Here is a 23,160-nt window from a genome sequence, read left to right on the forward strand (position 1 = left end):
AACGACTGTGCTGATCAGCGAAGCCAGGGCCGCGGCGGCGGATTGGGTCGCGCGGTATGCCGAGGGCGCCCCGTGGTTCCACAGCGCCCATTACGCAGGCTCCACCGTGGGCCTGCCGGGCGACATCCCGATCCATCCCGAGTCCGACGTCGATGTCGTAGTCGTGACGTCTTCGTCAGCGCACGGTCCCAAGCCCGGAAAGATCGTCCACCGCGGTGCGCTGCTGGAGATCAGTTATCGGCCGTGGAGTCGGCTCGCCGATCCCGAAGCCGTCCTGGGTTCATATCATTTGGCGTCCGCGTTCCGGGTCGACTCGGTGATCGTGGATCCCTCAGGCGATCTACAGGCGCTTCAACGCACTGTTGCGGGGTCTTTCGCGGACCTCCGCTGGGTTCGAGAACGCTGCCGAGACGCCATCCGGCACAGCGAGCGCTTCCTCGCGCGGCTCACCCCGTCCGCACCATGGCCCGACCAGGTGACGTGTTGGTTGTTCGGTACCGGTGTCATGGCACATGTGCCCCTCGTCGCCGCCCTGCGCAATCCAACGGTGCGGCTGCGTTATCAGGCAGTCCGGCAGGTGCTCGAGGACTACGGCATGCCGGAGATCCAGGAAGACCTGCTGCGGCATCTGTGCCCGCTCGAACTGAGCGCCGAGCAGGCTGACCAGATGGTGGCCGATCTTGCCGAGGTATTCGATGTCGCGGCGACCGTAGCAACGAGCCGGTTCCCGTTCAGTGCGGATATCACCGCCCACGGTCGCCCGGTCGCCATCGAAGGTGCCCGCCGTCTCGTTGCCGCCGGAGAGCATCGAGCGGCGGTCTTCTGGATCATCGCCACCTATGGGCGCTGTCAACAGATTGTGGACACGGACGGGTCGGCTGCCGACCGGCGGGCTTGTTCCGAGCGGTTCTGCACCGCGCTTTCGAAGATAGGAATAGTGTCCAGCGCCGACCTCGCCGCGCGAGCCGACGCGGTGACTCGTTCACTGCCCACGCTGTATCGGGTGGCCGAACGGATCATGGCCGCCAACCCCGCGATAGCCGGATGACGACAGGGGCGAGAGCGCTCCAGGGTATCTCGCGATGCCGGGCGGGAGGTGGCTCACATCGTTGTATCCCACCAACTGCCACTTGCCATCGAATTCGCGAAACGACGTCACCGCGGTGTAGTCGACACTGATGCCGAGCCTGCCCAGGTCGGTCGCACCGAGGAGCAAGGAGAAGGCCGCGATCACCGTTTCGGTATGTCCCACCACCAGCGTTCGACCTCGACAGCTGGACAGAAGATCGGCCAGGCACGCCGAGGACCGCGTCAAATACGAGCACCAACTCTCCGAGCCGCGTCGTTGTCGTTCCACCGCGTCGGTGGCGCGCCACTGTTGCCGGGTCATTCCCTCGTTGAGCCCGGGATCCGCCACCCGGAGCGCGGCCATTTCGACGACCGGAAACTGTGTCCGGGCGCTGATGATCTCAGCGGTCTCCTTCGCCCGCCGTGTTGGGCTACAGACAAAGGACTGAACCCGGCCCTGCGAGGTCATTCGATCGGCCACCGCTCGCGCGGCAGCCCTTCCGTCGGCGGTCAACCCTCGGCAACCCGGGCCCGCGAGCACGCCGGTCACATTGCTGTACGACTGGCCGTGCCGCACGATAACGAGCTCGTTCACTACGCTGGCTGCCCCACCGAATGGTTCGGAAGCGCGAAGAAGGTGGGTATCTCGTCGAAGTCCGGCTCGATGCCTTCGGCGAATCGCCAATACGATTGCCGCAGAACGGAGTCGAACAGCTGCCGCGGCATCGGGCTCGCGCGCGAGATCAATTCGTTCCGGTAGTTCTCGAATGCGGTGAACCAATCGCGATACCGTACGACCAGCTCGTCGTCGGTCGCACTCCATCGCGAATAGACTTCCTGCCGCACAACAGAGAACGGGCTGGGAACGGTTGCCTGACCATCTACGACCATGCCCCCTTCGCCCTCGATCTGGTGGTAGATCGTCGTAACGGCGTCTTCGAAGGCCACGGGATAGGCGAGTTCGTGAGTCAATGCCAGCCACATGTCCCAGTCCTCGCACAGGCTGAGGCGCTCATCGAACCGCACCCGCGTGTCCTTGAAGTTCTCGACGACCACGGCTCCGGTATGAATGTAGTTGGCAACCAGGAGGAATCTCGGGTCGAACGCATAGCTCTTGCGATGCATCTGCTTCCAGTCGCCGGGCAGCCCAGTACACCGCCGACTGCTGACGACCGCCCCGGAGTATGCGAATCGCGCACCAGATCGAAGCAGCGCCGACGCCGATTCGAGATGGTGGGGAAGGAAGATGTCGTCGTCGTCCAAGAAGGCGATGTACTCGCCGGACGCGCGCTCGATGCCGATATTGCGTGCGCGTGAACAGCCCGCGCGATGGGATAGTTCGACGAGATCGATCGACAGCTCGTGCTCCCAGGCCCGAGCGATATCCGCGACACTGACGCCACCGTCGTTGACGACGATGACTTCCACATCGCGATATGTCTGCTCGTATATGCTCACCAAGGCCTGCCCGAGCAAATCCGGCCTATCGAGTGTGGGAATAACGACACTGATCATCGGACGAGCTCCCCCACGCGCAGCCGTCGACCACCGCTAACCACAACTTTTCCCAACGCCACACCGATCGCGATTCAGGACCTCGAGCGGAAAGCTGGCGAGTGGCCGGAACTGCCGATGCACGAAATCGAGCTTCTGATCGTGACAGGTACGGCAGATATAGTCGGCCGGAGCGTCCTCCACGCCGAATACCCGACGTCGCAAGCGGACCGCCTCCGCGTTCGTCATGATCTCGTGTACGGAACCTTCTCGGATATTGCCGAACTTTTCCCGCTGATAGTAGTCGTTACAGCAGATGAACATGTCACCTGTAACGGAGAAATACGCGTGATTCAACGGCCAACTGCAACCACGGAGCCTATCGTCGACCCTGACGTCCTGATGATATTCGTTGTCCAACGTTCCCGCCCGATCGCAGGTCTGCGTCGCTACGACGGTTACACCGCGCGGTTCGTACACGGCGGCCAGTTCCTCCCGGCGCCTGGACACCGATTCGCCGACCCCATTGACCGCGATCGTGACCGGGAACTTCTCCGCCGCGACCACTTCGTCGAGATTGCGCAGCGACTGCTGGAAGGTCGACGCTGCGGTGAGCGAGGCGAATTCGACTTCGTGCAGGCTCGGGAGATTCACCACCAGGTGGTGCATTACGCCGCTGTCGATCAGCTTCGCGGCTTTCGAGGAGGTCAGCGCACTGGCGTTACTGGAAAGGGACAGCTTCATGCCGTACTCGGACAACACATCGATTCGCTCGGAGAAATATTTGTCCAGAGTTGGCTCATTGAAGAAATGAAAGGTGACGAACCGAATGTCCCGGTGCGGCTGTAGCTTCTCGATGATTTCGGTGAAGAGATCCATCGGCATGGTCGCCTTCGGTTTCGGATCCACCGCGACCGGGCAGTAGCTGCATCCCCAGTTGCAGTGCGCAGTCACTTCGATCTGACCGGTCCTCAACACATAGTCTCGACAGAGCAGTGCTGGGTCCTGTAACCAACCCCGGGCCACCAGGTCTCGGACCAGATCCATTCCGAAACGCTCGGTGAGGTTGCGCGTCGACAGCGGCTCCGCCGCAGCGGCCTGCAATGCGTTCAGCCCCGCGGGATCACGATGCCAGGTGACGCTGCGATCCAATCCTATTACTCCGAACGCGGCTTCATCCGCGTCGGTCATATACGGATACTCTGGGCCCAGCGTGTCGGTCATATATACGACCGGCGCTTGGTCACCCGGCCGGACACATGTCAGATACGGCGAGGTCTGAAGCTGTGCGGGTAGCATCATCGCACTCCTAAACAGGACAGCGGCCCGCACCGAATAATTCGGCGTGAGTCCATGGTCAGCGAAACGCTGGATCGGAAATCCTTCCTCCCCCAACATGCGGGCCACGCGAGACTGCGACCCGATCTGCAACGTACCCCCGAATAGCGTTGAGACACAATAATTCGTGTCCTTGACACGCTGCCGCGTACCTCGCGATCATTCGAGAGCCAACCGAACTACGAGTGAATGAGCCGCTGACCACATGGACGAACCAGCGCCGCTCGGCAGCGTCGACACCACCAGTTGGGGCCTCGCCGAGTTCCCGGCTGCCGACTCGGCAGAATGCTCGTTGCCGGACCTTATCCCGCTCGCAGCGAGCCGAGCGCCCTCCGCGACTGCGGTCACGGACGATAATCGCAGTATCAGCTATCGCGAACTCGTCGCGCTGATCGAACAATTCGCTCGTTGGTTGTGGCATGAAGGGGTACGACCGGGCACCCGACTAGTCGTCCGAGCGGAGCACAGGATCGAGTTCGCGGCACTCGCGCACGCCGTGATGCGCATCGGCGCGACACTCGTTCCGCTGCACATCCAGCTACGCGATCACCAGCTGCTGCCGATCGTGCGCGACGCCGATCCGGTGCTGGTCGTAGGATTCGACGTCGCGCCGCTCGATCCATCGAGCGCACGGCATTTCGCGGTGGTGCCCTGGAGCGAGGTGGAAGAACGGATCCGCGCGTTCGGCGACCGGGCGATACCCGCGATAGTTCATCGAGGTACCGCGCCGGCCCTGTTGTTCTACACCTCCGGAAGCTCGGGCACGCCGAAGGGAGTGGTGTGCTCCTATCGCCAAGCGAGCTTCGTACTGGCAGCGGTGCACACACGGCTGCGGTATTCGCGCCGCGATGTCGTGCTGTGCGCCGTTCCGATGAGCTTCGACTACGGCTTCTATCAGATATTGCTGTGCGCGCGGGCCGGCTCCGAACTCGTCTTGACCGATCCGGCGAACTATGTCGGCCTGTTGCGACGCGTCCGTGCAGTGAAGGCGACCATTGTGCCGGTGGTGCCCACCTTGGCCGAGATGATCGTCGCGTTGTCCGCGCGGCATGGGGAACTGTCGACCGTGCGGCTGATCACCAACACCGGCGAGCGCCTGACACCCGACATGCAGCGTTCCTTGATCGACGCATTCCCCACTGCGCGAATCGCGCTCATGTACGGCTTGACCGAGTGCGCGCGGATCTCGATTCGAACGCCGAGCCGAGAGGATCTGCCGGTCGATACGGTAGGTCACCCGATTCCCGGTACCCAGGTGGTCGTCGTCGACGGGCAGGGGAACGCACTCCCACCCGGACACACCGGTCATATCGTGACCATCGGCCGGCATGTGTCCGATGGATACTGGCGCGCACCGAAATCTACGGTCGCGAACTTCGCTCGCTGTCTCGCTACCGGTCATCGCGTTTTGTTCACCGGCGACTACGGCAGCTTGGACGCTCGTGGGGAATTGACCGTGTACGGCCGGATGGACGGCATATACAAGGCGCGCGGTATCCGTGTCAGCGCGGCGGAGATCGAAGGCGCGGCCTCAGCGGTAGCGGGCGTGCGGGCCGCGGTTCTGATTCCACCGCACCAGGGCACACCGGCAGTCTTGTGGGTCTCGGGTCCCGTCACCGGGGCCTTGGTGCTGGCGGGGCTACGTGAACGGCTTGTTCCAGCCAAGGTCCCCGATCACTGTGAGGTACTCGAAAGCATGCCGACCACGGCAAACGGCAAACTCGACCGCGCAGCGCTGCGTGAGCTGACCACACGGTTGGTGGCGCGATGACCGGAGTAGGGCATGGTGACGGTCTCGCGCGCGACCTCGCAGCCGCCTACGGGACGCCGCTGTATCTCTACCGGCTGGACGAGATCCGTCGCGCCCACGACGCATTGCGGGCTGCCCTGCCCGCGGGCAGCAAGCTCTACTACTCGGTGAAGGCCAATCCGCATCCAGCGGTCGTGGCGGAGCTGTTGCGTTGTGGCGCGACCGCGGAGGTGAGTTCACTCGGTGAGCTCGACGTCGCGCTGACCGCCGGTGCGGATGCCGCGCAGATCTTGTACACCGGGCCGGGAAAGGCTCCCGCCGAGGTGGTGCGGGCCATCCGATCGAACGTCCGTAGCTTCTCCGTGGAGTCCTACGGCCAGTTGCGCATGTTGACCGAGCAGGCGCGACGGGAAGACGTTGACGTTCGTTGCCTGCTTCGCGTGAATACCGGCGCAGCAGACGGCGGCGGGCTTCGAATGAACGGCACCTCGCAGTTCGGCATCGACTTGGCGGAACTGCGCACCAGAATGCGGAATTCGACCGACGACATGGGCGTCGTCACCGGTCTGCACTTCTTCCCGGCGTCGTCGGTCACCGATCCATCGACTCTGCTGAGCGGCATCGAGCACAGTCTCACCGTCGCGGCCGAACTCCAAGAGCACGCCGCGGCGCCGTTCACCGAGATCGATCTCGGCGGCGGGTTCGCCACGCCCTTCGCGACCGCGGGGCCGCCGGTCGACTACTCCGGCCTGCGCGAGCCTGTGGCCGCGCTGCTCGATCGCTACGCACCGGGCTGGCGACAAGGTACGCCGGTGATCTCCTTCGAGTCCGGTCGCTATCTCGTCGGCTCGGCGGGCAGCCTGATCTGCAGCGTGCTGGACGTCAAACAGCTCGGCGACCGTCACTACGCGATCCTCGATGCGGGCATCAACCACCTCGGTGGGCTGTCAGGCCTTGGGCGACTACTTCCCATGCGAGCGCAGCTGGTTTCGCTGGCCGACCGGAGTGCCGGCCATGCGGAGGAACGCTCCGTCGACTTCGTCGGACCGCTCTGCACACCGATGGACACCCTGTCGCGGAATGTTCGGATGCCTCTGCCACATGTCGGTGACTCGATGCGAGTTCCGAATGTCGGCGCATATGGGCTGTCCGCCAGCCTCCTCGGTTTCCTCAGTCGTGCATTGCCCCGAGAGGCCGTGGTCGACAATGGCCAACTGCACTCGATCAGCAGAACGGAGCTGGTCCGAACGGCTCTGCGATCGTGAACTACGCGCTGTCGGCACGCCGAAGGCGATCGATGACCCGCCAGAACGACAGCGGGCTGTGAAAGGTCTCCCCGTTCAACTCATCGTCAGGGATGGTGATCTCGAAGATCTCCTCCGCTTCGACGAGCAGACTGATGATGCTCGGAGAATCGATACCGAGATCACCGAATGGCGCCTCAGCCCGCAACGACTCCTCTGCCGCGACAGCGGTGACGTGCCGCCGAAGCAGATTCTCGTACTCTTCGCTCCAAGTTCTCATGCCCTGCCCCCTTGTTCGGATGCCACCAGCGCCTCTGGACGCCGCAGCACGGTAGCCGGTACCGCGGCGAAGCGGTAGATCGTCGCGCGGCTCTTTCGAGGCGGACAGTAGACGTCCGGCACTGTCCATTCCCACGCGACATCTCCGGACCGCGAAATCTCGAATGCGCGCCCCGCTTGGGCGTCGGTGATCAGGACATTCCCACTGGACAGTGGCTCGCAGCCGCCTGCCACGGCGGTGAAGAAGGATGTCGGCGGCGTGGCAACGTACTGCCACACGATCCGCCCGGTTGTCGGATCGACTTCAACCGCTCGAGACCTGCCGTGACTTCTGCCGTTGTCGAAGACAAGGATGTTGCCAGACGGCAACGCCGACGGCTGATGTTGACCGGACAGTTCACCGGGACCCCACCACCACACCACTCGACCTGCCCGGAGATCGAGTACTGCGATCAGATCGAGCTCTCGCAGCGAGACCAGCCAGTGTCCTTGCTCCCACAACCCGTGCGGAGGGCTTCCGAGCAGTTCTATGGAGTTGGCATGCAACACGTCACACGGAGAATGAGGCAGCCGACGCAGGACGGCGAGTTCATCTCGTGACAGATACGTACGGTCGTCATTGCCCAGAAGCTCCAGAGCTTGTGGAACTTCGGCCGCACGCAGTGCAGAATCCACTGCGGGCCAGCCGGATCCTAGAAACAGCGCATGTTTCCGGCGTTGCGCTTCGTCGAGCATCCTTGCGATAACCGGCTCTGTGGAGAGAATTTCGTATATGGACCACGACCGGTGCACCACGCCGTCCGGACCGAGCATCGTGATCGCATTGTCGAGTATCGCCCAGGGCTTGTCGTCGACTCGCATTCGACGCCGATGCTCGGTCAGGACGTACACCGCACCCTCGGCGTCAACATACATGTCGTGATGCGCCGCGACAGACGAACACCATAGGACCTCGGATGTATTGCTGAGTCGAAGTACGCCATGCAAAGGGACAATGGCGAGCAGGCCACCGTCGGGCAGCACCTCGACGTGATTCCAGCCCCGCAGGAAACTCGGCGGGTCGGTGCGCTCACCAGGCTGCTCCGCGGGACTGCTCCACCGATGAAGTTCCGCGCCTGTGCGATCGACGACGAACGCCGCCGGATCGGGGTACGACGACGCGGGCGAGAACACGAAGAGTTCTTCAGGCGTCGTAGTTACAAAGTCCACTGGTTCTCCCCCTCATGTCATCCGACAGTGTGCGCCGAGCACGTTCGCAGTCCCGCCTCCACCGCGGCGATCGTGAACAGAGTCCGGTCCAGCGCGACCTTCTCGCCCATGCGACGCACCGCCCGCGCGGTCCTACGCAGCCCATCGGCGTCGACGTAACCGGAATCGACCAGAACGCCGCCTTCGACGCACATGGTCTCCAGGAAGGGCAGGACATGGCGCCGGAACGCGATATCCAAGGTCTCTCGTGGATCGTCGCGCGGGCCGCAGTACACGGACAGCGGCAAACCCAAGCCGCTCAGGCGCAGTCGTGCCAGCGTCTTGTCCGCCCGCCACGGTAGGGGCAGCCACTCGCAGAAACGAGTCAACTGCGGATCCGCCAGCGGTGAGACCGGCCACAATCCTTTGTCGAGAAATTGGGGTGTTCGGCTACCGAACGCCAATAACGTGCTCTCGCGCAGGACAGTGGCCGGCGCGATGCCCTCCTCGCTGTGCGGCGCCGCCGCGACAGCTCGCTTACCGAGCCAGGGCGGGTAAGGACGTGAGCCGTGCGATCCGGTCTTCTCGCAGGCCCGCACTGACATCAATTCGTCACCGCCCGTGCCGCCGAAGGACCACCGCACACCGCACGCCGCCAGGCCCGCCAGCATCGGTTGTTTCGCCTCGATCCACGGCTCGGAGTACGGGCTGACCGGAAGCCCACGGCCGCGTACTCCACCGGGATGAAATGGCAGGTGTTCGGTTGCGTCCACCGTGATATCGCCAGCGCAGTGGAACTCCTCGATCAACTGCCGACGCCGGTTCCGCTGCGCCTGCCCGCAGGACCCGTCCATCAGCACGGCGGCGGCGGTGATCATCTGGCCGCCGCGTTCGGCCAGCGTCGCGGCCACATTGGTGCTGTCGAGTCCGCCGGACAATTCGATACCGCACTGGTGCGCCGGAAACTCGCGCCGGTGCACCGCGGTGTCCAACGCGTGCTCGAAGGCGGTCAGCACATCCGCGCCACGGCGCAGCGGTCTCGGCATCGCGTGCTCAGCGGGGCTCGGATAGGTCAGCCGCAGCGTGCCGTCTTGCCAAGTCGCGGTCGAGCGCTCGGTCAGCCGTTTCACCGCGTGCCAGACGGTCTCGTGACCGTATCGGTGTCGCCTGGTCAGCAGGCGGGCGACCTCGGTGTCCGACAGGGTCGAGGTGTCCGCGTAGTCGTGCAGATCGGTGGGCTGCCACGAACCAGCAAGCCGATCCCGCCCACCCGCCAGATAGATCGGTGCGATCGCCCAGACTCCGGCCTCGACGGCTACCGTGCCCGCGTCGATGCGCAGCATCGTGTAGTCGATCGGCCACCGCGCCGTTTCCTGTGCCAGACGGATGAGCTCCGCATAGGAGATTTGTTCCGGCGCACCGGGTTCGACGGCGGGATCTCCGCGTCGACGCTCCCGGGAGACAACCGATACCGTCTCTCCGCAGGTCACCATCCGGTGCGTCAGCGCGGGATGGCGCAGCGGGACGATCCAACTGTCGCCCTTTCGCCACGCACGGCCGTCCCAGCGCCAATCGGACGAGCTTCCGCACTCTGCCTGCCTGTCCAAGACGAATTTCAGCATCCGATACTCCGCGACATGCTCAGCTCACACCCCGGACTTCGCCGTGGAGCGGTCACTGCCGTCGAACTCCAGCACGCTCGGGAACGCGTATCGGTCCGGTAGGCCGGGCTCGGCGTATTCGGCTTCCCCCGCGAAGATTTCGGCCCCTGGTACATCCCCGCCCGCGGCGGGCAAATTGACAGCGATCTCGCGCACCAAGTTCGCGAGGATCTCCTCGGTCACGCGCGAACCGATGTCGGCGCTCGCGCCACGGGCGCGATAAACGACGCCTTGACTCGTGCAGGCCGAGGCGGGCAGCGGCAGCACCGAGTATCGAAGAGGTCGTTCGGCGACGTCGTCGACTATCCGATCGGCTCGCACCGAACCCGGCGACAGGTGCATCACGAGGCTGGTCTCCACCACGGCGGCGTGATTGTCCTCGGCCCTGGTCACGCCGGATTCCCCCGCGATGGCATCGCGCGTCTGCTCGGTGGTCATCTCCCACCAGCACACCGTCATCAACCGCGCACCGTGTGCGTTTCGCGTCAGATCGGCACACGCCTCGAAGATGAAGGGGCCGTTGGCATAGTGACCGTTGAGGAGAACGAATCGACGAGCGCCTTGCTGATAGGCAGCAGCGATCACCTCGGTGACCAGGGCCGTCAGAGTGGACCCTCGGATGTCCGCGTTACCGGGGAACTCGCCTCCGGTCCTGGCCGGATTGGTGCGGCATCCATACGGTATCGGAGGAAGCACCAGGCATGGGATCCGTTCGCCCAGTAGCTCAGCCAGACGGGTTACCACGATGGTATCCGTGCCCAGCGGCAGGTGTGGTCCGTGTGCGCCCGTCCCACCGATCGGGAGCACACACAGCCTATCCCGCAAACTGTCTCGGTACTCGGGCCAGGTTATGTCCGCTGCTCGCATCGAAACTCCGGTTCCTCTCACCTGCTCGTCCAGCCCAGACTCGGATCACGACGCTCGCCGACGCTGCGACTCACAGCGAGATTCAGGAAGTCCTCCTTGTTGCAGCAGCCCGCGAGCGCTCGGCACCGGGTCCATTGCGATGGCCGCGGCACCAACTCGAAGTCCGGGTCGAGGACATTGCCCAACCTGTCCTCTTTCAGCACGTAATACCGTGAGCACGGATACACGTCGCCGTCGATGCCGATGTAGACGTAGTCGTGTCCAGCCGAACACGCTTTGCCGCCGGGGTCGTCCAAAGCGGTCAGGTTCAGCCGCAACATTTCCGGATCGACACCCATATCCACGACAGCGTCGGCGCCTCCTGGCTCTTGCAGTATCGGCACCGACCGCGACGGTGGCCCGGACGATCCGCTCGTCGCCGGGTCGTAGCCGATATCGACGTGGAACCGCAACCCGGCCTGCTCGGCAGCCTTTCGCAGATCGGCTACCTCGCGCTGGTTTCCGGGGAACAGAAGCGCGTTTACGACGACGAAGCAACCGTAGTGATCCTGCGCGAACCTGGCATTCTCGATGAAGCGTTCGATCTCGATCTCGGTGTGGTGATGAGTGATCCACAACGAAACCTTGGTCATATCCGCGGTCTTCGCCATCTGGGGAAGACGTCGTTTGAGTAGGGCCCCGTTCGTCAGGAGCTCCACGAATCCGACCTGCTCCTGTCGTGTCAACCACGATGCACCGGCGAGGAAGTCGCGCGATGCGAACGGTTCGCCGAGCGTCGCCAAGCGGACCTCGACCGGAAAAGGCCGGGATCCTATCCAGCGAACGATGGCATCGAAGTCGTCGCGGTCGCTGTCCTTCGCCCAGTCGAATTTGTTACTTTTGCTGTAGTCGTTCACCGACACGCAGTATGTGCAACGAAAATTGCACAGCCGCTGTGCCGAGACGTACCAGATCCGCAACGGTGCACTCAAGATTCCCCCCACTGCTTGCCGACTCGGGATTTGTTCTCCACCTTGGTGCAGGCGAAGACGCATGATTGTGCCGCACGCTCGAGTTGCGCGACTCGCCACGCGGGCAATTCCGCGATACCACGCTCGTTCACCGACGGTTCGTCGAACTCATCTATTGTGAATCCGGCATCCCGTATGGCGCGCCAGTACGCTTTCAGCGGGCGATGGACATATGGCACCGGGGTGAACCCCTCCCATCCCTCCAGGATATATGTCCCGCTGCGGAAGTAGTGATCTACGAGATATCCGCCTATTTCTTCTCGCCGAGGCGAGTCGGCAACCAGCGAAATCCACGCCCGCGGGCCGCACGAGAAACACGGATGACTGAAAAGGGCGACCAGACGGCCCCCGGGCCGAAGTACCCGATTCACTTCGGCCAACGCACCATCCAGATCTACGACCGCCGTGAGAACGTGGTTGGCGACGATGACGTCGAATTCGGCATCGGCGAACGGTGACAAATCACTGGTCGAGGCTACGGCGAACTTCACTCCGAGCGGATCCCGCGATTCCCGATCCAGCGCCAGCGCCACCATGTTTTCGCTGGGATCCACCCCGGTCACCTCAGCACCATCACCCGCCAGAATGCGACTCAGATAGCCATTACCACAGCCCAGATCCAGCAAACGCGCGCCGCGCACGTCGCCTGTCAATGACAAGAGAGCGGCATCGCCGTGGTATTTTCGGCTCTCATCGCCGTCTGCATCGAAAACCGCATCCCAGCGCTCCGCATTACGGTTCCAGGCTCGCGTGATGTACGCACTGTCTACGGTATCGCCGAGCCAGACCTGGGATCGCGCATCCCGGCGACCCACGTGACGCTCGGGAGAGACACCAGGAAAGGGCTTACCGGCCCGCACCGCGCCCTGATGCGGATGACAACCCTCGAATATGGCGCGGTCCAGCGCCAGTTCCCACGAGCCGCTCCACGGAGACCGGTACCGGAAATAATACTCCCAGCCGAGGAAGGAATCCGAAACGGTCTCGACAGCTTCGGCGCAATTCGCACAGAAATATTGTTCACGCACCGCACAGAACGCCGTAGCCATGAAATGTGCGGATAAACCGCAACACTCACAGATCATACGCCAGTGTGCGGCGCAGCGCGGCGCAGGCGACCCGAGGTCGAATTCTGCCGGATGAATCGGAATATCTTCGCTTCTTCTTGCGTACAGCGCACAATAGTAGCAATCAGTCATACACTGTTCCTCGTTGTGCCGACTCGTCCGTTCTCGATCACCACGACGTGGCACCCATCGCACTGCGGCGGCACCCGATGCCCGAGGACGACGACAGTTGTCTCCGTTGAGGCCAATTGCCCGAATATCGCCTGCTCTGTGACCGGGTCGACCGCGCTGGTCGCTTCGTCGAGGACGAGCAATCGGGGATTCTTCACCAAAGCCCGCGCCAGCGCGATCCGCTGACGCTGCCCTCCCGAGATACCGCCGCCCCCGGCGCCGAGCATCGTTTCGTATTTCATGGGCAGCTTCCCGATGAATTCATCGATTTGCGCGATCCGGGCTGCCCGGCGAACATCAGCGAGGCTGGCGCACTCATCGCCGAGGCGGATGTTGTCCAGAATGCTCCCGGCCATCAGACTGCTGTTCTGATCGACATACCCGATATGCCTTCGGTACGCGGGGCGATCGAGGTGCGCGAGGTCCACGTCGTCGACCAGGACCCGTCCGCCGGTCGGCGACAGAAGTCCCGCGATCAACATTCCGAGAGTCGATTTCCCGCAGCCGGATTTCCCGACGATGACCGTCGTGGCGCCGGGTGCTATATCGAGGCCGACCTCTCGAATCGTCTCGCTGGGATTCCCCGGATAGGCGAACGACACTCCGTCGAGTCGGACCGAGACGGCTCGCTCGGGTCGAGCGAAGTGCCGTCCGCCGCTCGGTTCCTCCGCGCTGTCGAGGACGTCGTTGATCCGGAGCAGGTCCGGTGCGAGGTCCACCAAGGCGGCGACTGCGACGGAGAGATTGGCCAGCGAAACGAACAATCCGGCGCTCACCGCACTCAACATGACGGCATCGGTCAGACCGGTCCGGTCGCCCGAAGCCGTGAGCACACCGGTGAACAGGACGGTCAGAGGTGTCGCGAACTGTAGTGTCGAGACGAAAACCGAGATGGAGCCGGCATGTCGACGCTTTCGTGTCCCGGTGGTCAGCTCGCCGCTGAAGACGTTCAGCCACCTGGCATGGACTGCGCCTTCTGCGCCGAGCGCCTTCACCGTCGTCATGTTCGACAACATCTCGTGCACGACGTTCGTCGACTCCACCTGGGCGGCACACGCGGCTACCGATAGTTCGCGCTGACGCTTCCAGGTAGCCGCCAGTCCGAGTGCGAACGCCAGCACCCCGGTTGCCGCCACCGCCCCCAAGACGAAATCACGTGCCCCGACCACGAGCAGATATCCCATGATCAGCACCGCGTCGAACGCTGCCCCGAGTGTGGTCACGGAAACGACTTGCTTGAAGCGCCCTGCGGACCGAATCCGCATGGCCAGATCCCCGGGGTGCCTGCCGAGGAAGAAATCCAACGGCAAACGGGTGATTCGAGCCGCCAGTGTCTCGGCGGTCCGCGCCTCCACCAGACTTTGGATGGTGACGATCAGCCGAGAACGGACGAGATGCAACAGGCCATACGACATCACCGCCGCGGCCAGTACGGCGCCGTAGCGCAATTCGGCCCCTGGCTCGGAGATCTCATTCCCCGCGGCCAGCGGGACGATCTTGCCGAGAACGTACGGGTAGGCCAGGTTGAAGATCAGCAGTGCCGCGGACGCGGCGAGCGCTGAGACCCACTTCGCGGTACGCGGAACTATCCAACTCGCTGTTTCGAGTTCGCCGACTACTCGCCACCACCCAGGCCGTCGGCTGTTCGCGCGCACCACAGGCGCGGCGGCGAACTCCAGTGCCACACCGGTGAACTCTTCATCGACCTCACTCCAAGGAACCTGCCGACGGCCCACGGCCGGGTCGAGTAGCACCACATGCGACCGGTTGGCGCCCTCTAGAACTACGAAGTGGTTGAAGCGCCAGAACAGAATCGAGCCGGTGGCGAGATGACGAAGTCCGGCGAGATTACTTCGAACTCCACGCCCGTCCATTCCGTGCAATCGAGCCACCCGCAGCAGCGCCGCGGCCGAGGTACCGTTCCTGCCGCTGCCGGTCTCTCTTCGAAGCTGCTCCAACGGAACATCGATGCCACGACTGGCCAGCGCCATCCGCAGGCTCGCCGGGCCACAGTCGACCTCGCCCACCTGACGGCTCTCGGGGATCACCGACCGCACGCCACGCCGGAACCCCATGGTCGCGCGCTCGACCGGATCCTGGCCCTGGATGAACGTCGGACTGCCGAAATGCCCAATCCTTCCGCCCTTGTCCGTGGCATGCCGACGAAACCGTCCGGAGTCGTCCCAACCGTCGGTGATCGTTGCGCGCTCGCTGTCGCCGCTCATCTACCTGCGATCCGATTCAGCATCGTGGTGACATCGGCCTGGTTGAACAGCCGCGAGTTCAACCCGAGTTGGATCGCTACCGAACCGCCTCTTTCGCGGACGCTCAGCCCCATCGGCCGGTAGGTGACGCTGCGTGGCCGGAAGGGAACCCTGCGGACGTCGGTGCCGGGCGAGTGGAGCGCGGATGATGTCGAAGATTCGGTGTCGACGACGTAGTCGAAGACGGGAATCGGACGATGCGCTCCGATTCCGCTCCCTTCTTCGATCGCGCGCAGCGTGATGCTGTCCACGCACTGGTGTACGGCGGCCCGCATCAGTTTCGACCAGACGCGGCTGCGCCACTCGGTACCGACAAGATCGAAGACAAGCGGACGCGTGGTTGCGAACATTCCGACCTGCTTTTCGAACCGCGGTGGACGGCAGTTCAGGCGGACGTCCACTACCGCGACCGACGGTTGCCGCTCGCGCCATTCGTCCAGCAGTCGCTCCAACAGCAATGCCGCGGCTCCCCATGTCGATGTACCCGCGCGCTCGCGAAATCGCGTGTAGTCGTCACCCTCCAGCACAAGACTCTGCCGGTGCCACGGAGCAGGCCGCGAATCGAATGGCACGGAGAATGCGGCCGGCACAGTACTCAGCTCGTTCTCCCAGTACGCACGGGCCCGCTCACTCGCGTCGGCATTGGGAATCGTCGCACGGACCGCTTTCTCGTAGTCGTCCGAATCAGTGGTGGTGCGACGCTTCTCGTCGCTCGTCAGAGCGAAGTCTCGGATCGAATCGAGAACGATCTGCACCGAACGGTGGTCGAAGGCCACGTGCTGCAGCGATGCCGCGACATGATGTACCCCTTGATCCGCTTTCAGAACCCGGAAGCGGTACGTGCCACGCCGTTGCCAGTCCCAGGCGACCGAGTCCCGATACAGGATGGCCTGGAGGTAGCGGTCGACTCTTCTCAGGTCGAAATCCGCGACATCGAGCAGTTCGATATCCGCGGGTTCGCTCGGAGGAAGAATCTCCTGCGAATAGCCGGATTCGGCAGAGCCGCTACACCGGATTCGAAAAGCGGCGAACACGGATATCACAGCCTCCAGCCCGCGCACGACTCGCGCATCGGAAATGTCCGGACCGAATGTCAGAACAAATCCGAGATTGTTGCTGGGAGTACCGGCCCGTTCTTGATCCCACAGGACATCCGCCTGACTCGGCATTACTGGAAGCGTCATGATCAGCTTTCTTCGAGAAGCCCTGGGTCGCCGTTCACGGCCACCCAGGGCAACTACTAGATGGCCTGCGTCGCGAGCGGACCGGAGAGGACCACGCCACCCACGATGTCGTCGAGTTCGGCCTCCGCGATGACGTCGATCGCCACCTTCTTGAATTCGATTTCCATGATTACACCTCCCTTCATTCTCATCTCCCGATGGCTTCTCCACCATCAGCACACCTGTTCTCTACCTGGGTCGCGAATTCCTGCCAGGCGACGGCACAACCGCGAGCGGCACGAGCGACCATCTCGTTGCAGTGCGGCGGGACATTGTCGATCAGGCGATTGCGCGTTTCGACGTCCAGCAAAAGTATGTTGAGCAGCCGAAGTAAACTTCTGCCCGTTTCGTTGAAACGCAGAGCAGGATCCCTGCCGAGCGAACGCACCGCATCCACGGCAAGAGCCGGGTCCTCGTCTCCAGTCTTTTTCGAGGACCGACTCCGAACCCTGCTTTCCGGAATCGGGTCGTCACCACGACGTATACGCTCGCGTACATCCAATACAGTCGACGCGGAGATTCCCGCTTCCCGGGCGATCTCCCGTAACGAAGCGTCGGGGCGGCTGTGGATCAATTCGCCTGCCAGCCGCCTGCCTTCGGCGCTGTCGAGCGGGCGGACTCTCCCATCCTGTCCCGATCGAGTGTTCGACTGTGGAATTTCCACGCTCGAACGCTGCCGGATGGCGGAGACGGTCTTTGCCGAAAGTCCCGCATATCGCGCGATGGCACGGTCCGACCAGTGGGCATGGGTTCGGAGGATGCGCTGGGCAGCGGCGGTACGTTCGGCCAGCGACAGGGGCAATCCATTCGCCACGTTCGCCTTCAACGCCACTACGAAGGCATCGGCGGCGGTGCCGTCGAAGAAGGCGGTCAGGATGTGTTCGTCACCGCGAAGTCTGGCGGCGCGCAGCCTATGGATGCCGTCGATGACGCACATAGACGGTCGATGCACAATTATCGGTGGCATCGGCGTCTCCACGTGCACCAAGGTGCGAATATGTTCCAGGTTTTCCCGTACCATCCGCGGCGAATCAGAGATTCGGATCGATCCCACCAAGACCATTCGCGGTTCCGAGACACCATCCCATTGTTCCGTGGATGTCATTCCCCGGCCCTGTCCCACCATTCATGGTGGTTTACAGAATATTCCGCCCCCATGAAATCTCCCCTTGCGCTTCGAATGAAGCAGCCGCCATCAGAATAAGCGCAGGTGCCGCAGCCCGATCTTGACACTGAGGTCAGATCGATAGAACACGTCTACTCTTACCCACTGACCGACTCCCCCAAAATGCTGGAAAACCCTCCCTTGCACCGGTGCATCAGCTTTACACCGCGTGTCATGGAACTTATCACGAGCAACCCACCGGCGCAAGACGTCAAGTACCTGCCACCACGCGGGGATACTTCGCACAGTTTCGCGCGAAATCATATACATTGGCTATCTATTGCGATGATTGCCAGAGTTTTGCCATACAACGAATCACGTGCCGCTCCCACGATCATCACCCCTGTCGACCAGGACCGAGCACGGTCGGTGATTGCAGGATTCCCGCTGTTATAGCAAAGTGCGATACCCAGATCCCGCTCGGTTAGCCAGAACTCGGCCTGCGCGATCCGGCCGCTCCGCCATCCCAGGGTTTCGACCCCGACAGGTCCGGTGCCGTAGGCCGGTACGCAGCGGTGCCCGACGGCGGGACGAAGCTCGCGCCGCCACACCACCGCGCATGGATGGGCCCAGGCACTGCACGGGCGTGGCGTCCACGTGGCAGCGAGCCAGCAGCACGAAGCCGACCTGTGTGCATCCGGCAGCATGCTGACGATCGACAGGCCGTCGATCCATGCTGGGTCGTCGCGTAGCGCGTCGACCAGCGCGGCCTCCTCGGCTCGCTCGAAGGCGGCGACGTTGATCGACGCAATTGGTCTGACCACTTGACCTCCTGACCACTTAGGCGCACAGTAGACGCATGGCGTTGCGACCTGTGGTCAAGCGATCGGTGTCGGCGGACGTGTTCGAGCAGATCGCCGCGGACGTGCTCAGCGGTGAGCTGGCGCCCGGGGCGACCTTGCCCAGTGAGCGGCAGTTGGCGGAGGCGCTCGGGGTGTCCCGGCCCGCGGTGCGGGAAGCCTTGCAGCGGCTGGCCGCGGCCGGGCTGGTGTCGGTGCGCCAGGGAGACGCGACGACCGTGCTGGACTATCGGCGCGGCGCGGGGCTCGAGGTTCTGCCCAGGCTGCTGGTGCAGGCCGGGGAACTGGACCCCGCGGTCGCACGCAGCATTCTGGAGGTCCGCCTGCACAACGGGCCGAAGGTGGCGGAGCTGGCCGCGCGTCGGGTCGGCGCGATCGGCGCGGGCGAGGTTCGTCCCCTGCTGGAGGCTTCCCTCGAAGCGCTTGCCGCCGAACAGGATCCGATCGCACAGCAACGGCATGCGATGGAGTTCTGGGATCACGTCGTGGACGCGGCCGACTCGATCGTGTTCCGGCTGATGTTCAACATGTTGCGCGCCGCCTATGAACCGGCGCTCGCGGCGCTGGCCCCGATCATGTCCGCCGAGGTGGGCAACGTCGAGGCATACCGCGAACTGGCCGCCGCCATCGCCGCGGGCCGGCCGCAGAAGGCCGCCGGCACTGCTCGGGCGCTGCTCGAGCCGGCGACCACCGCCCTGATCGAGGTCCTCGGCGGACCGCCGGTCACGCACAGCTAGGAACGATCATGACCGAACCGAAAGCATCCGAACACGCTTCGATCGACACGGACGCACGGGCGCGGGTACGCAGGGATGAGCGGGCGCTGCGGCGCGGACTCACCCTCGGCCAGGCATTCGAAGAATTCCTCCGGCACCCCTCGCCGTGGATGATCGGGACCACGCTGGTGGGCGCGCTGATCGCTCGCGTCGTCGTCGGCGATTGGCAGCTCACCGATCTGCTGGTCCCCGCCGTGATGCTGGCGGTGTTCCCGGTGTTCGAGTGGATCGTGCACGTCACGGTGTTGCATTGGCGGCCACGGCGGCTCGGCCCGATCGCACTCGATAGCGAACTGGCCCGCAAGCACCGGGAGCATCACGTGGATCCGCGCGACATCCCGCTGATCTTCATCCCGACGAAAACGCTGGCGGTGCTGGTCGTGGTGTTGATCGCGCTGGCGGCCTTCGCCTTCCCCGGTTGGGGCCTCGGCCTGACCTTTCTGATCACCATCACCCTGCTCGGCCTGGGCTACGAGTGGACGCACTACCTGATCCACACCGATTACAAGCCGAAAGGTTCGCTCTACCGGGCGGTTTGGCGCAACCATCGCCACCACCACTACAAGAACGAGCACTACTGGTTCACGGTCACCAGTTCCGGTACCGCCGACCGCATCTTCGGCACCTACCCCGACCCGGCCACGACCGAGACCTCACCCACGGCACGTAATCTGCACTCCGCCTGATCCAAGCAGGTGCCGCCCCGCGATAAGTCAGCCGGGGCGGCACCCGGCGCGCATACCCACGACCGCACTACCCGCACCGGGCATTCGGACCGCTGCGACCAAGGCGGTCCGGCGACGAGTCCACCGGGTGGCACGCCGGTGAGCTCGCCCAACGGCCGCAGTCGCCACGACGCCGACAGCGACGGGTCCGCGATGACTACCCCGGGCGCCGCTCAGCGATCCGGGTGGCGCTTCGTCACAACGCCGACCGTCTCGCGACGAGTTCATGAAGCAAACAGGTCCGTAGCCAAGAAGCGGGTACACGCCACGGGCCCGATCACCGCGAGCGAGTAGACCCCGCATGCAAATCGGCGGTAGTACGCCAACTCTCACCGCGTCGCGAGCAAACGCTCCGCGATCGTGCGCGCACGATGGGCCGCCTCCGGAGTTCCCTCACGGACCGCGGTGACGATCGCTCCGTCGACCAGCAGCGCGAGTTCGGCGGCCAGCACCTCAGCGTCGGATCGCCCCGCTTCGGTGAGCAGTTCGTTCAGGTACTCGATCACGCGGCGCTTGTGCCGATCGGCGACCTGATGGGCAGCACTCTCGCGATCGGCCACCTCGACCATGGTGTTGATGAACGCGCAGCCGCGAAAGTCGTTGCGGGCGAACCGTTCGGCCAGAGCGTCGAAGACCGCGAGCGGGCGGGCGTCGGGGTCGACGGTCTGTTCGACCGATTCGCGCAGCCAGTCCAGCCACCGGCGGTCGCGATCCTCCAGCACAGCGACGACCAAGTCGTCCTTGCTCGCGAAGTGGCGATAGAAGGAAGCCCGGCCGACGCCGGACTCCTGGAGCAGGCGATCGATGCCTACGGCACGAATGCCTTCGGCATAGAACAGTTCTTCCGCCGTGGTGAGCAAACGTTGCTTGGCCTGGGTTGGCATAACGCCACGGTAGCAGAACGGAACTGATCAGTACCATCCGACTTGACCAATACGGGAACAATCGGTACCGTCTTGATTCGGCACCGATCGGTACCATCTTGTTCGAGCTGGAGGCTTCGATGTCCCGCCTGCCCCTTGTGTCCACCGACTCCGCCGACGCCGAGCAGGCCGATCTGCTCGCCGAGGTACAGCGCCAGTTGGGCCGGGTCCCGAATCTCTACGCCGCCATGGCGAACAGCCCCGCCACCCTGCGCGGATACCTGAACCTGCGCGACGCGCTGACCAAGGGAAAGCTCTCCGCCCGGGTGCGCGAGCAACTCGCCCTTCTGGTCGCCAGCGAGAACGGCTGCGACTACTGCACCGCCGCGCACACCATGCGCGCCGACCGGATGGGTTTCACCGAGCAGGCGATCGTCGACACCCGCGCGGCGCGCGCCGACGACCCGCACGCCGACGCGATCCTGCGCGTCGCCCGTGACGTCCTCCGCTCCCGCGGCCGGCTCGACGACGCCGCGCTCGCCTCGGCGCGCGCCCGTGGCGTCAGCGACGCCGAACTGAGCGAGATCGTCGGCCATGTCGCACTGAACGTCTTGTCCAACTACTTCAACCATGTCGCCGAGCCGGAACTCGACTTCCCGCCCGCGGCACCGACGAAAGGCACGGCAATGGAAGCGAAATGGCGGCCCGCGAGCAAGGTTGTCCTGGTCGAGGGTTACTCCCTGGTGGACCGTGAGGGCCGGGCCGCACGCGCCGTCGATGACGTCCACATCGCGATCGAGGGCGGATTCCTGCACGTCAAGGTGTCGGACTCGGCCGATGTGCAAGTGGTCTCGGCACCCGCCGTCGCGCTGGTGACCTACCGCTGATCCCGACCCACACAGCCCGGTCCGCGACTCGTCGCGGGCCGGGCTTTCGTCTGCTCCGGACTTGACATGTAGATACCCTAGGGGGGTAGGGTAGAACTCGAGAAGCAGACGAACCAGCAGGAGGACACCGACCATGAGCACCACCACCGTGACCGTCACCGGCATGACCTGCGGCGGCTGCGCCGCATCGGTCCGCACCGAGATCGGCCGCATCTCCGGCGTCGAGTCGGTGGCCGTCGACCTCGCCGAGGGGCTGGTGACCGTCGATAGCGCGACCCCGATCGAACGCGCCGAACTCGCCGCGGCGGTGGTTCGCGCCGGCTACGCGGTCGCAGGCTGACGGACGGAGTACTCCGATGAACGCGACCATCAAATTCGGCGGTTTCGCCCTCGGCCTCGCCGCGGTCTTCGGGATCGCACTCGCGGCCGGTGCGACCATCGGGCCGGAGCCCACCGAACCCGCCGCCCACGACTCGAACGCACACGGCGCCGCCCAAGGCGAGGACCACGCACTACCTGGAGGAATGATGGCGACCGACCGCGGCTACACCTTGCGGCTGGACACCACCCGAGCCACCGCCGCGGCGAACGTACCGCTGCGCTTCACCATCCTCGACCGGGACGGAAAGCCCGTCACCCGCTACGTGCGCAGTCACGAGAAGGATCTGCACCTGATCGTCGTGCGCCGTGATATGGCCGCCTTCCAGCACGTCCACCCGGTGCTCGGCGCCGACGGGACCTGGAGCGTCCCACTCGACCTCAGCCGCGCCGGTGACTATCGCGTGTTCGCCGACTTCACTCCGCAGGGCGGCGAGAACCTGACACTCGGCGCGGACCTGCTGGTGGCGGGCGTCTACGACCCACAGCAGCTGCCCGCTGCGATCTCCACCACCAACGTCGGCGACTACACCGTCACGCTGGACGGCACCGTAGTTCCCGGCCGGGCTTCCAAGGTGACGCTGTCGGTGAGCCGCGCGGGCAAGCCGGTGACCGACCTACAGCCCTACCTCGGCGCTTACGGGCATCTGGTGGCCCTGCGCGCCGCCGACCTGGGCTATCTGCACGTCCATCCGGAAGGCCACCCCGGCGACGGCGTGACCGCGGCCGGACCCGGCATCACCTTCGCCGTCACGGCGCCGAGCGCGGGCGACTACCGCCTGTTCCTCGACTTCCAGCACGAGGGCGTGGTCCGCACCGCCGAATTCACCTTGGCCGTCGCGCCGGGTACCCCCGCCGTAGACGCCTCGAGCCACAACGAACACACTGGTCAGCAGCAGGCGCCGGACGGCCACGTGCACTGACCCGCCGACCGCCGCACAG

At 64.3% G+C, this 23,160-nt stretch carries 22 protein-coding genes; 8 read left to right on the forward strand and 14 right to left on the reverse strand.

Going from position 1 to position 23,160, the window contains the following annotated elements; genetic code table 11:
* Positions 1-7 precede the first annotated feature (7 nt).
* On the forward strand, positions 8-1,048 hold the full coding sequence (locus tag ACWESM_RS17615) for a hypothetical protein (RefSeq protein ID WP_452492602.1): 1,041 nt from the start codon (positions 8-10) through the stop codon (positions 1,046-1,048).
* Here the strand turns inward: ACWESM_RS17615 and ACWESM_RS17620 are convergent.
* The 3 genes from ACWESM_RS17620 to ACWESM_RS17630 are packed head-to-tail and all read right to left on the reverse strand — an operon-like array spanning position 983 to position 3,786.
* Complete coding sequence (locus ACWESM_RS17620; RefSeq protein WP_452492604.1) at positions 983-1,645, reverse strand: histidine phosphatase family protein; 663 nt, start codon at positions 1,643-1,645, stop codon at positions 983-985. The genes ACWESM_RS17615 and ACWESM_RS17620 overlap by 66 nt on opposite strands.
* Positions 1,646-1,662: 17 nt before the next feature.
* Positions 1,663-2,583 (reverse strand): glycosyltransferase family 2 protein, encoded by a 921-nt coding sequence (locus ACWESM_RS17625; protein WP_452492606.1) that lies wholly within the window; start codon positions 2,581-2,583, stop codon positions 1,663-1,665.
* Positions 2,584-2,619: 36 nt separating this feature from the next.
* Positions 2,620-3,786 (reverse strand): radical SAM/SPASM domain-containing protein, encoded by a 1,167-nt coding sequence (locus ACWESM_RS17630; RefSeq protein ID WP_452492608.1) that lies wholly within the window; start codon positions 3,784-3,786, stop codon positions 2,620-2,622.
* Between the two features lie 319 nt (positions 3,787-4,105).
* Between ACWESM_RS17630 and ACWESM_RS17635 the strand changes: the two genes are divergently transcribed.
* Together ACWESM_RS17635 and ACWESM_RS17640 are read left to right on the forward strand one after the other, a co-directional pair.
* Positions 4,106-5,671 (forward strand): class I adenylate-forming enzyme family protein, encoded by a 1,566-nt coding sequence (locus ACWESM_RS17635; RefSeq protein WP_452492610.1) that lies wholly within the window; start codon positions 4,106-4,108, stop codon positions 5,669-5,671.
* Positions 5,668-6,915 carry an alanine racemase gene (locus tag ACWESM_RS17640; protein ID WP_355073186.1) on the forward strand — a complete coding sequence of 416 codons (1,248 nt, stop codon included), beginning with the start codon at positions 5,668-5,670 and terminating at the stop codon, positions 6,913-6,915. Before ACWESM_RS17635 ends, ACWESM_RS17640 begins: the two co-directional genes overlap by 4 nt.
* A 1-nt stretch (position 6,916) precedes the next feature.
* Here the strand turns inward: ACWESM_RS17640 and ACWESM_RS17645 are convergent, their stop codons facing one another.
* The 10 genes from ACWESM_RS17645 to ACWESM_RS17690 all read right to left on the reverse strand — a co-directional run bounded on the left by ACWESM_RS17645 (position 6,917) and on the right by ACWESM_RS17690 (position 18,553).
* Entirely contained in the window at positions 6,917-7,174 is a 258-nt protein-coding gene (locus ACWESM_RS17645) for a phosphopantetheine-binding protein (RefSeq protein ID WP_355073188.1), read from the reverse strand.
* The gene (locus ACWESM_RS17650; protein WP_452492612.1) at positions 7,171-8,382 is read right to left on the reverse strand and encodes an arylsulfotransferase family protein; all 1,212 of its coding nucleotides are present in this window, start codon (positions 8,380-8,382) and stop codon (positions 7,171-7,173) included. Before ACWESM_RS17650 ends, ACWESM_RS17645 begins: the two co-directional genes overlap by 4 nt.
* Positions 8,383-8,399: 17 nt before the next feature.
* Entirely contained in the window at positions 8,400-9,983 is a 1,584-nt protein-coding gene (locus ACWESM_RS17655; protein ID WP_452492614.1) for an asparagine synthase-related protein, read from the reverse strand.
* Positions 9,984-10,007: 24 nt separating this feature from the next.
* The gene (locus ACWESM_RS17660) at positions 10,008-10,889 is read right to left on the reverse strand and encodes a creatininase family protein (protein ID WP_452492616.1); all 882 of its coding nucleotides are present in this window, start codon (positions 10,887-10,889) and stop codon (positions 10,008-10,010) included.
* 17 nt (positions 10,890-10,906) lie between these two features.
* A complete protein-coding gene (locus tag ACWESM_RS17665; protein ID WP_452492618.1) occupies positions 10,907-11,785 on the reverse strand; it encodes a hypothetical protein in 879 nt (292 codons plus the stop codon).
* Between the two features lie 71 nt (positions 11,786-11,856).
* Positions 11,857-13,098, reverse strand: a complete 1,242-nt coding sequence (locus ACWESM_RS17670; RefSeq protein ID WP_452492620.1) for a class I SAM-dependent methyltransferase — start codon at positions 13,096-13,098, stop codon at positions 11,857-11,859.
* Positions 13,095-15,362, reverse strand: coding sequence for a peptidase domain-containing ABC transporter (locus tag ACWESM_RS17675; protein WP_452492622.1), 2,268 nt, complete (start codon positions 15,360-15,362; stop codon positions 13,095-13,097). The genes ACWESM_RS17670 and ACWESM_RS17675 overlap by 4 nt, the downstream gene beginning before the upstream one ends.
* On the reverse strand, positions 15,359-16,798 hold the full coding sequence (locus ACWESM_RS17680) for a condensation domain-containing protein (protein ID WP_452492866.1): 1,440 nt from the start codon (positions 16,796-16,798) through the stop codon (positions 15,359-15,361). The genes ACWESM_RS17675 and ACWESM_RS17680 overlap by 4 nt, the downstream gene beginning before the upstream one ends.
* Positions 16,773-17,687 carry a hypothetical protein gene (locus ACWESM_RS17685; RefSeq protein WP_452492624.1) on the reverse strand — a complete coding sequence of 305 codons (915 nt, stop codon included), beginning with the start codon at positions 17,685-17,687 and terminating at the stop codon, positions 16,773-16,775. Before ACWESM_RS17685 ends, ACWESM_RS17680 begins: the two co-directional genes overlap by 26 nt.
* 362 nt (positions 17,688-18,049) lie before the next feature.
* Positions 18,050-18,553 carry a hypothetical protein gene (locus ACWESM_RS17690; protein WP_452492626.1) on the reverse strand — a complete coding sequence of 168 codons (504 nt, stop codon included), beginning with the start codon at positions 18,551-18,553 and terminating at the stop codon, positions 18,050-18,052.
* Positions 18,554-18,588: 35 nt separating this feature from the next.
* On the opposite strand from ACWESM_RS17690, the gene ACWESM_RS17695 reads away from it, so the two are divergent.
* Both ACWESM_RS17695 and ACWESM_RS17700 read left to right on the forward strand, forming a co-directional pair.
* A complete protein-coding gene (locus ACWESM_RS17695) occupies positions 18,589-19,326 on the forward strand; it encodes a FadR/GntR family transcriptional regulator (RefSeq protein WP_452492628.1) in 738 nt (245 codons plus the stop codon).
* Positions 19,327-19,334: 8 nt separating this feature from the next.
* Positions 19,335-20,051, forward strand: coding sequence for a sterol desaturase family protein (locus ACWESM_RS17700; RefSeq protein ID WP_452492630.1), 717 nt, complete (start codon positions 19,335-19,337; stop codon positions 20,049-20,051).
* A 368-nt stretch (positions 20,052-20,419) separates the two neighbouring features.
* Here the strand turns inward: ACWESM_RS17700 and ACWESM_RS17705 are convergent, their stop codons facing one another.
* Positions 20,420-20,974, reverse strand: coding sequence for a TetR/AcrR family transcriptional regulator (locus ACWESM_RS17705; protein WP_364432843.1), 555 nt, complete (start codon positions 20,972-20,974; stop codon positions 20,420-20,422).
* 119 nt (positions 20,975-21,093) lie between these two features.
* Here ACWESM_RS17705 and ACWESM_RS17710 point away from each other — a divergent pair, with 119 nt between their 5' ends.
* The 3 genes from ACWESM_RS17710 (at position 21,094) to ACWESM_RS17720 (ending at position 23,141) form a co-directional block, all read left to right on the forward strand.
* Positions 21,094-21,840, forward strand: a complete 747-nt coding sequence (locus tag ACWESM_RS17710) for a carboxymuconolactone decarboxylase family protein (RefSeq protein ID WP_452492632.1) — start codon at positions 21,094-21,096, stop codon at positions 21,838-21,840.
* A gap of 133 nt (positions 21,841-21,973) precedes the next feature.
* On the forward strand, positions 21,974-22,180 hold the full coding sequence (locus ACWESM_RS17715; RefSeq protein WP_452492634.1) for a heavy-metal-associated domain-containing protein: 207 nt from the start codon (positions 21,974-21,976) through the stop codon (positions 22,178-22,180).
* 16 nt (positions 22,181-22,196) lie between these two features.
* Positions 22,197-23,141 (forward strand): hypothetical protein, encoded by a 945-nt coding sequence (locus ACWESM_RS17720; protein ID WP_452492636.1) that lies wholly within the window; start codon positions 22,197-22,199, stop codon positions 23,139-23,141.
* Positions 23,142-23,160: the final 19 nt, after the last annotated feature.

The organism is Nocardia sp. NPDC003999, assembly GCF_053604885.1.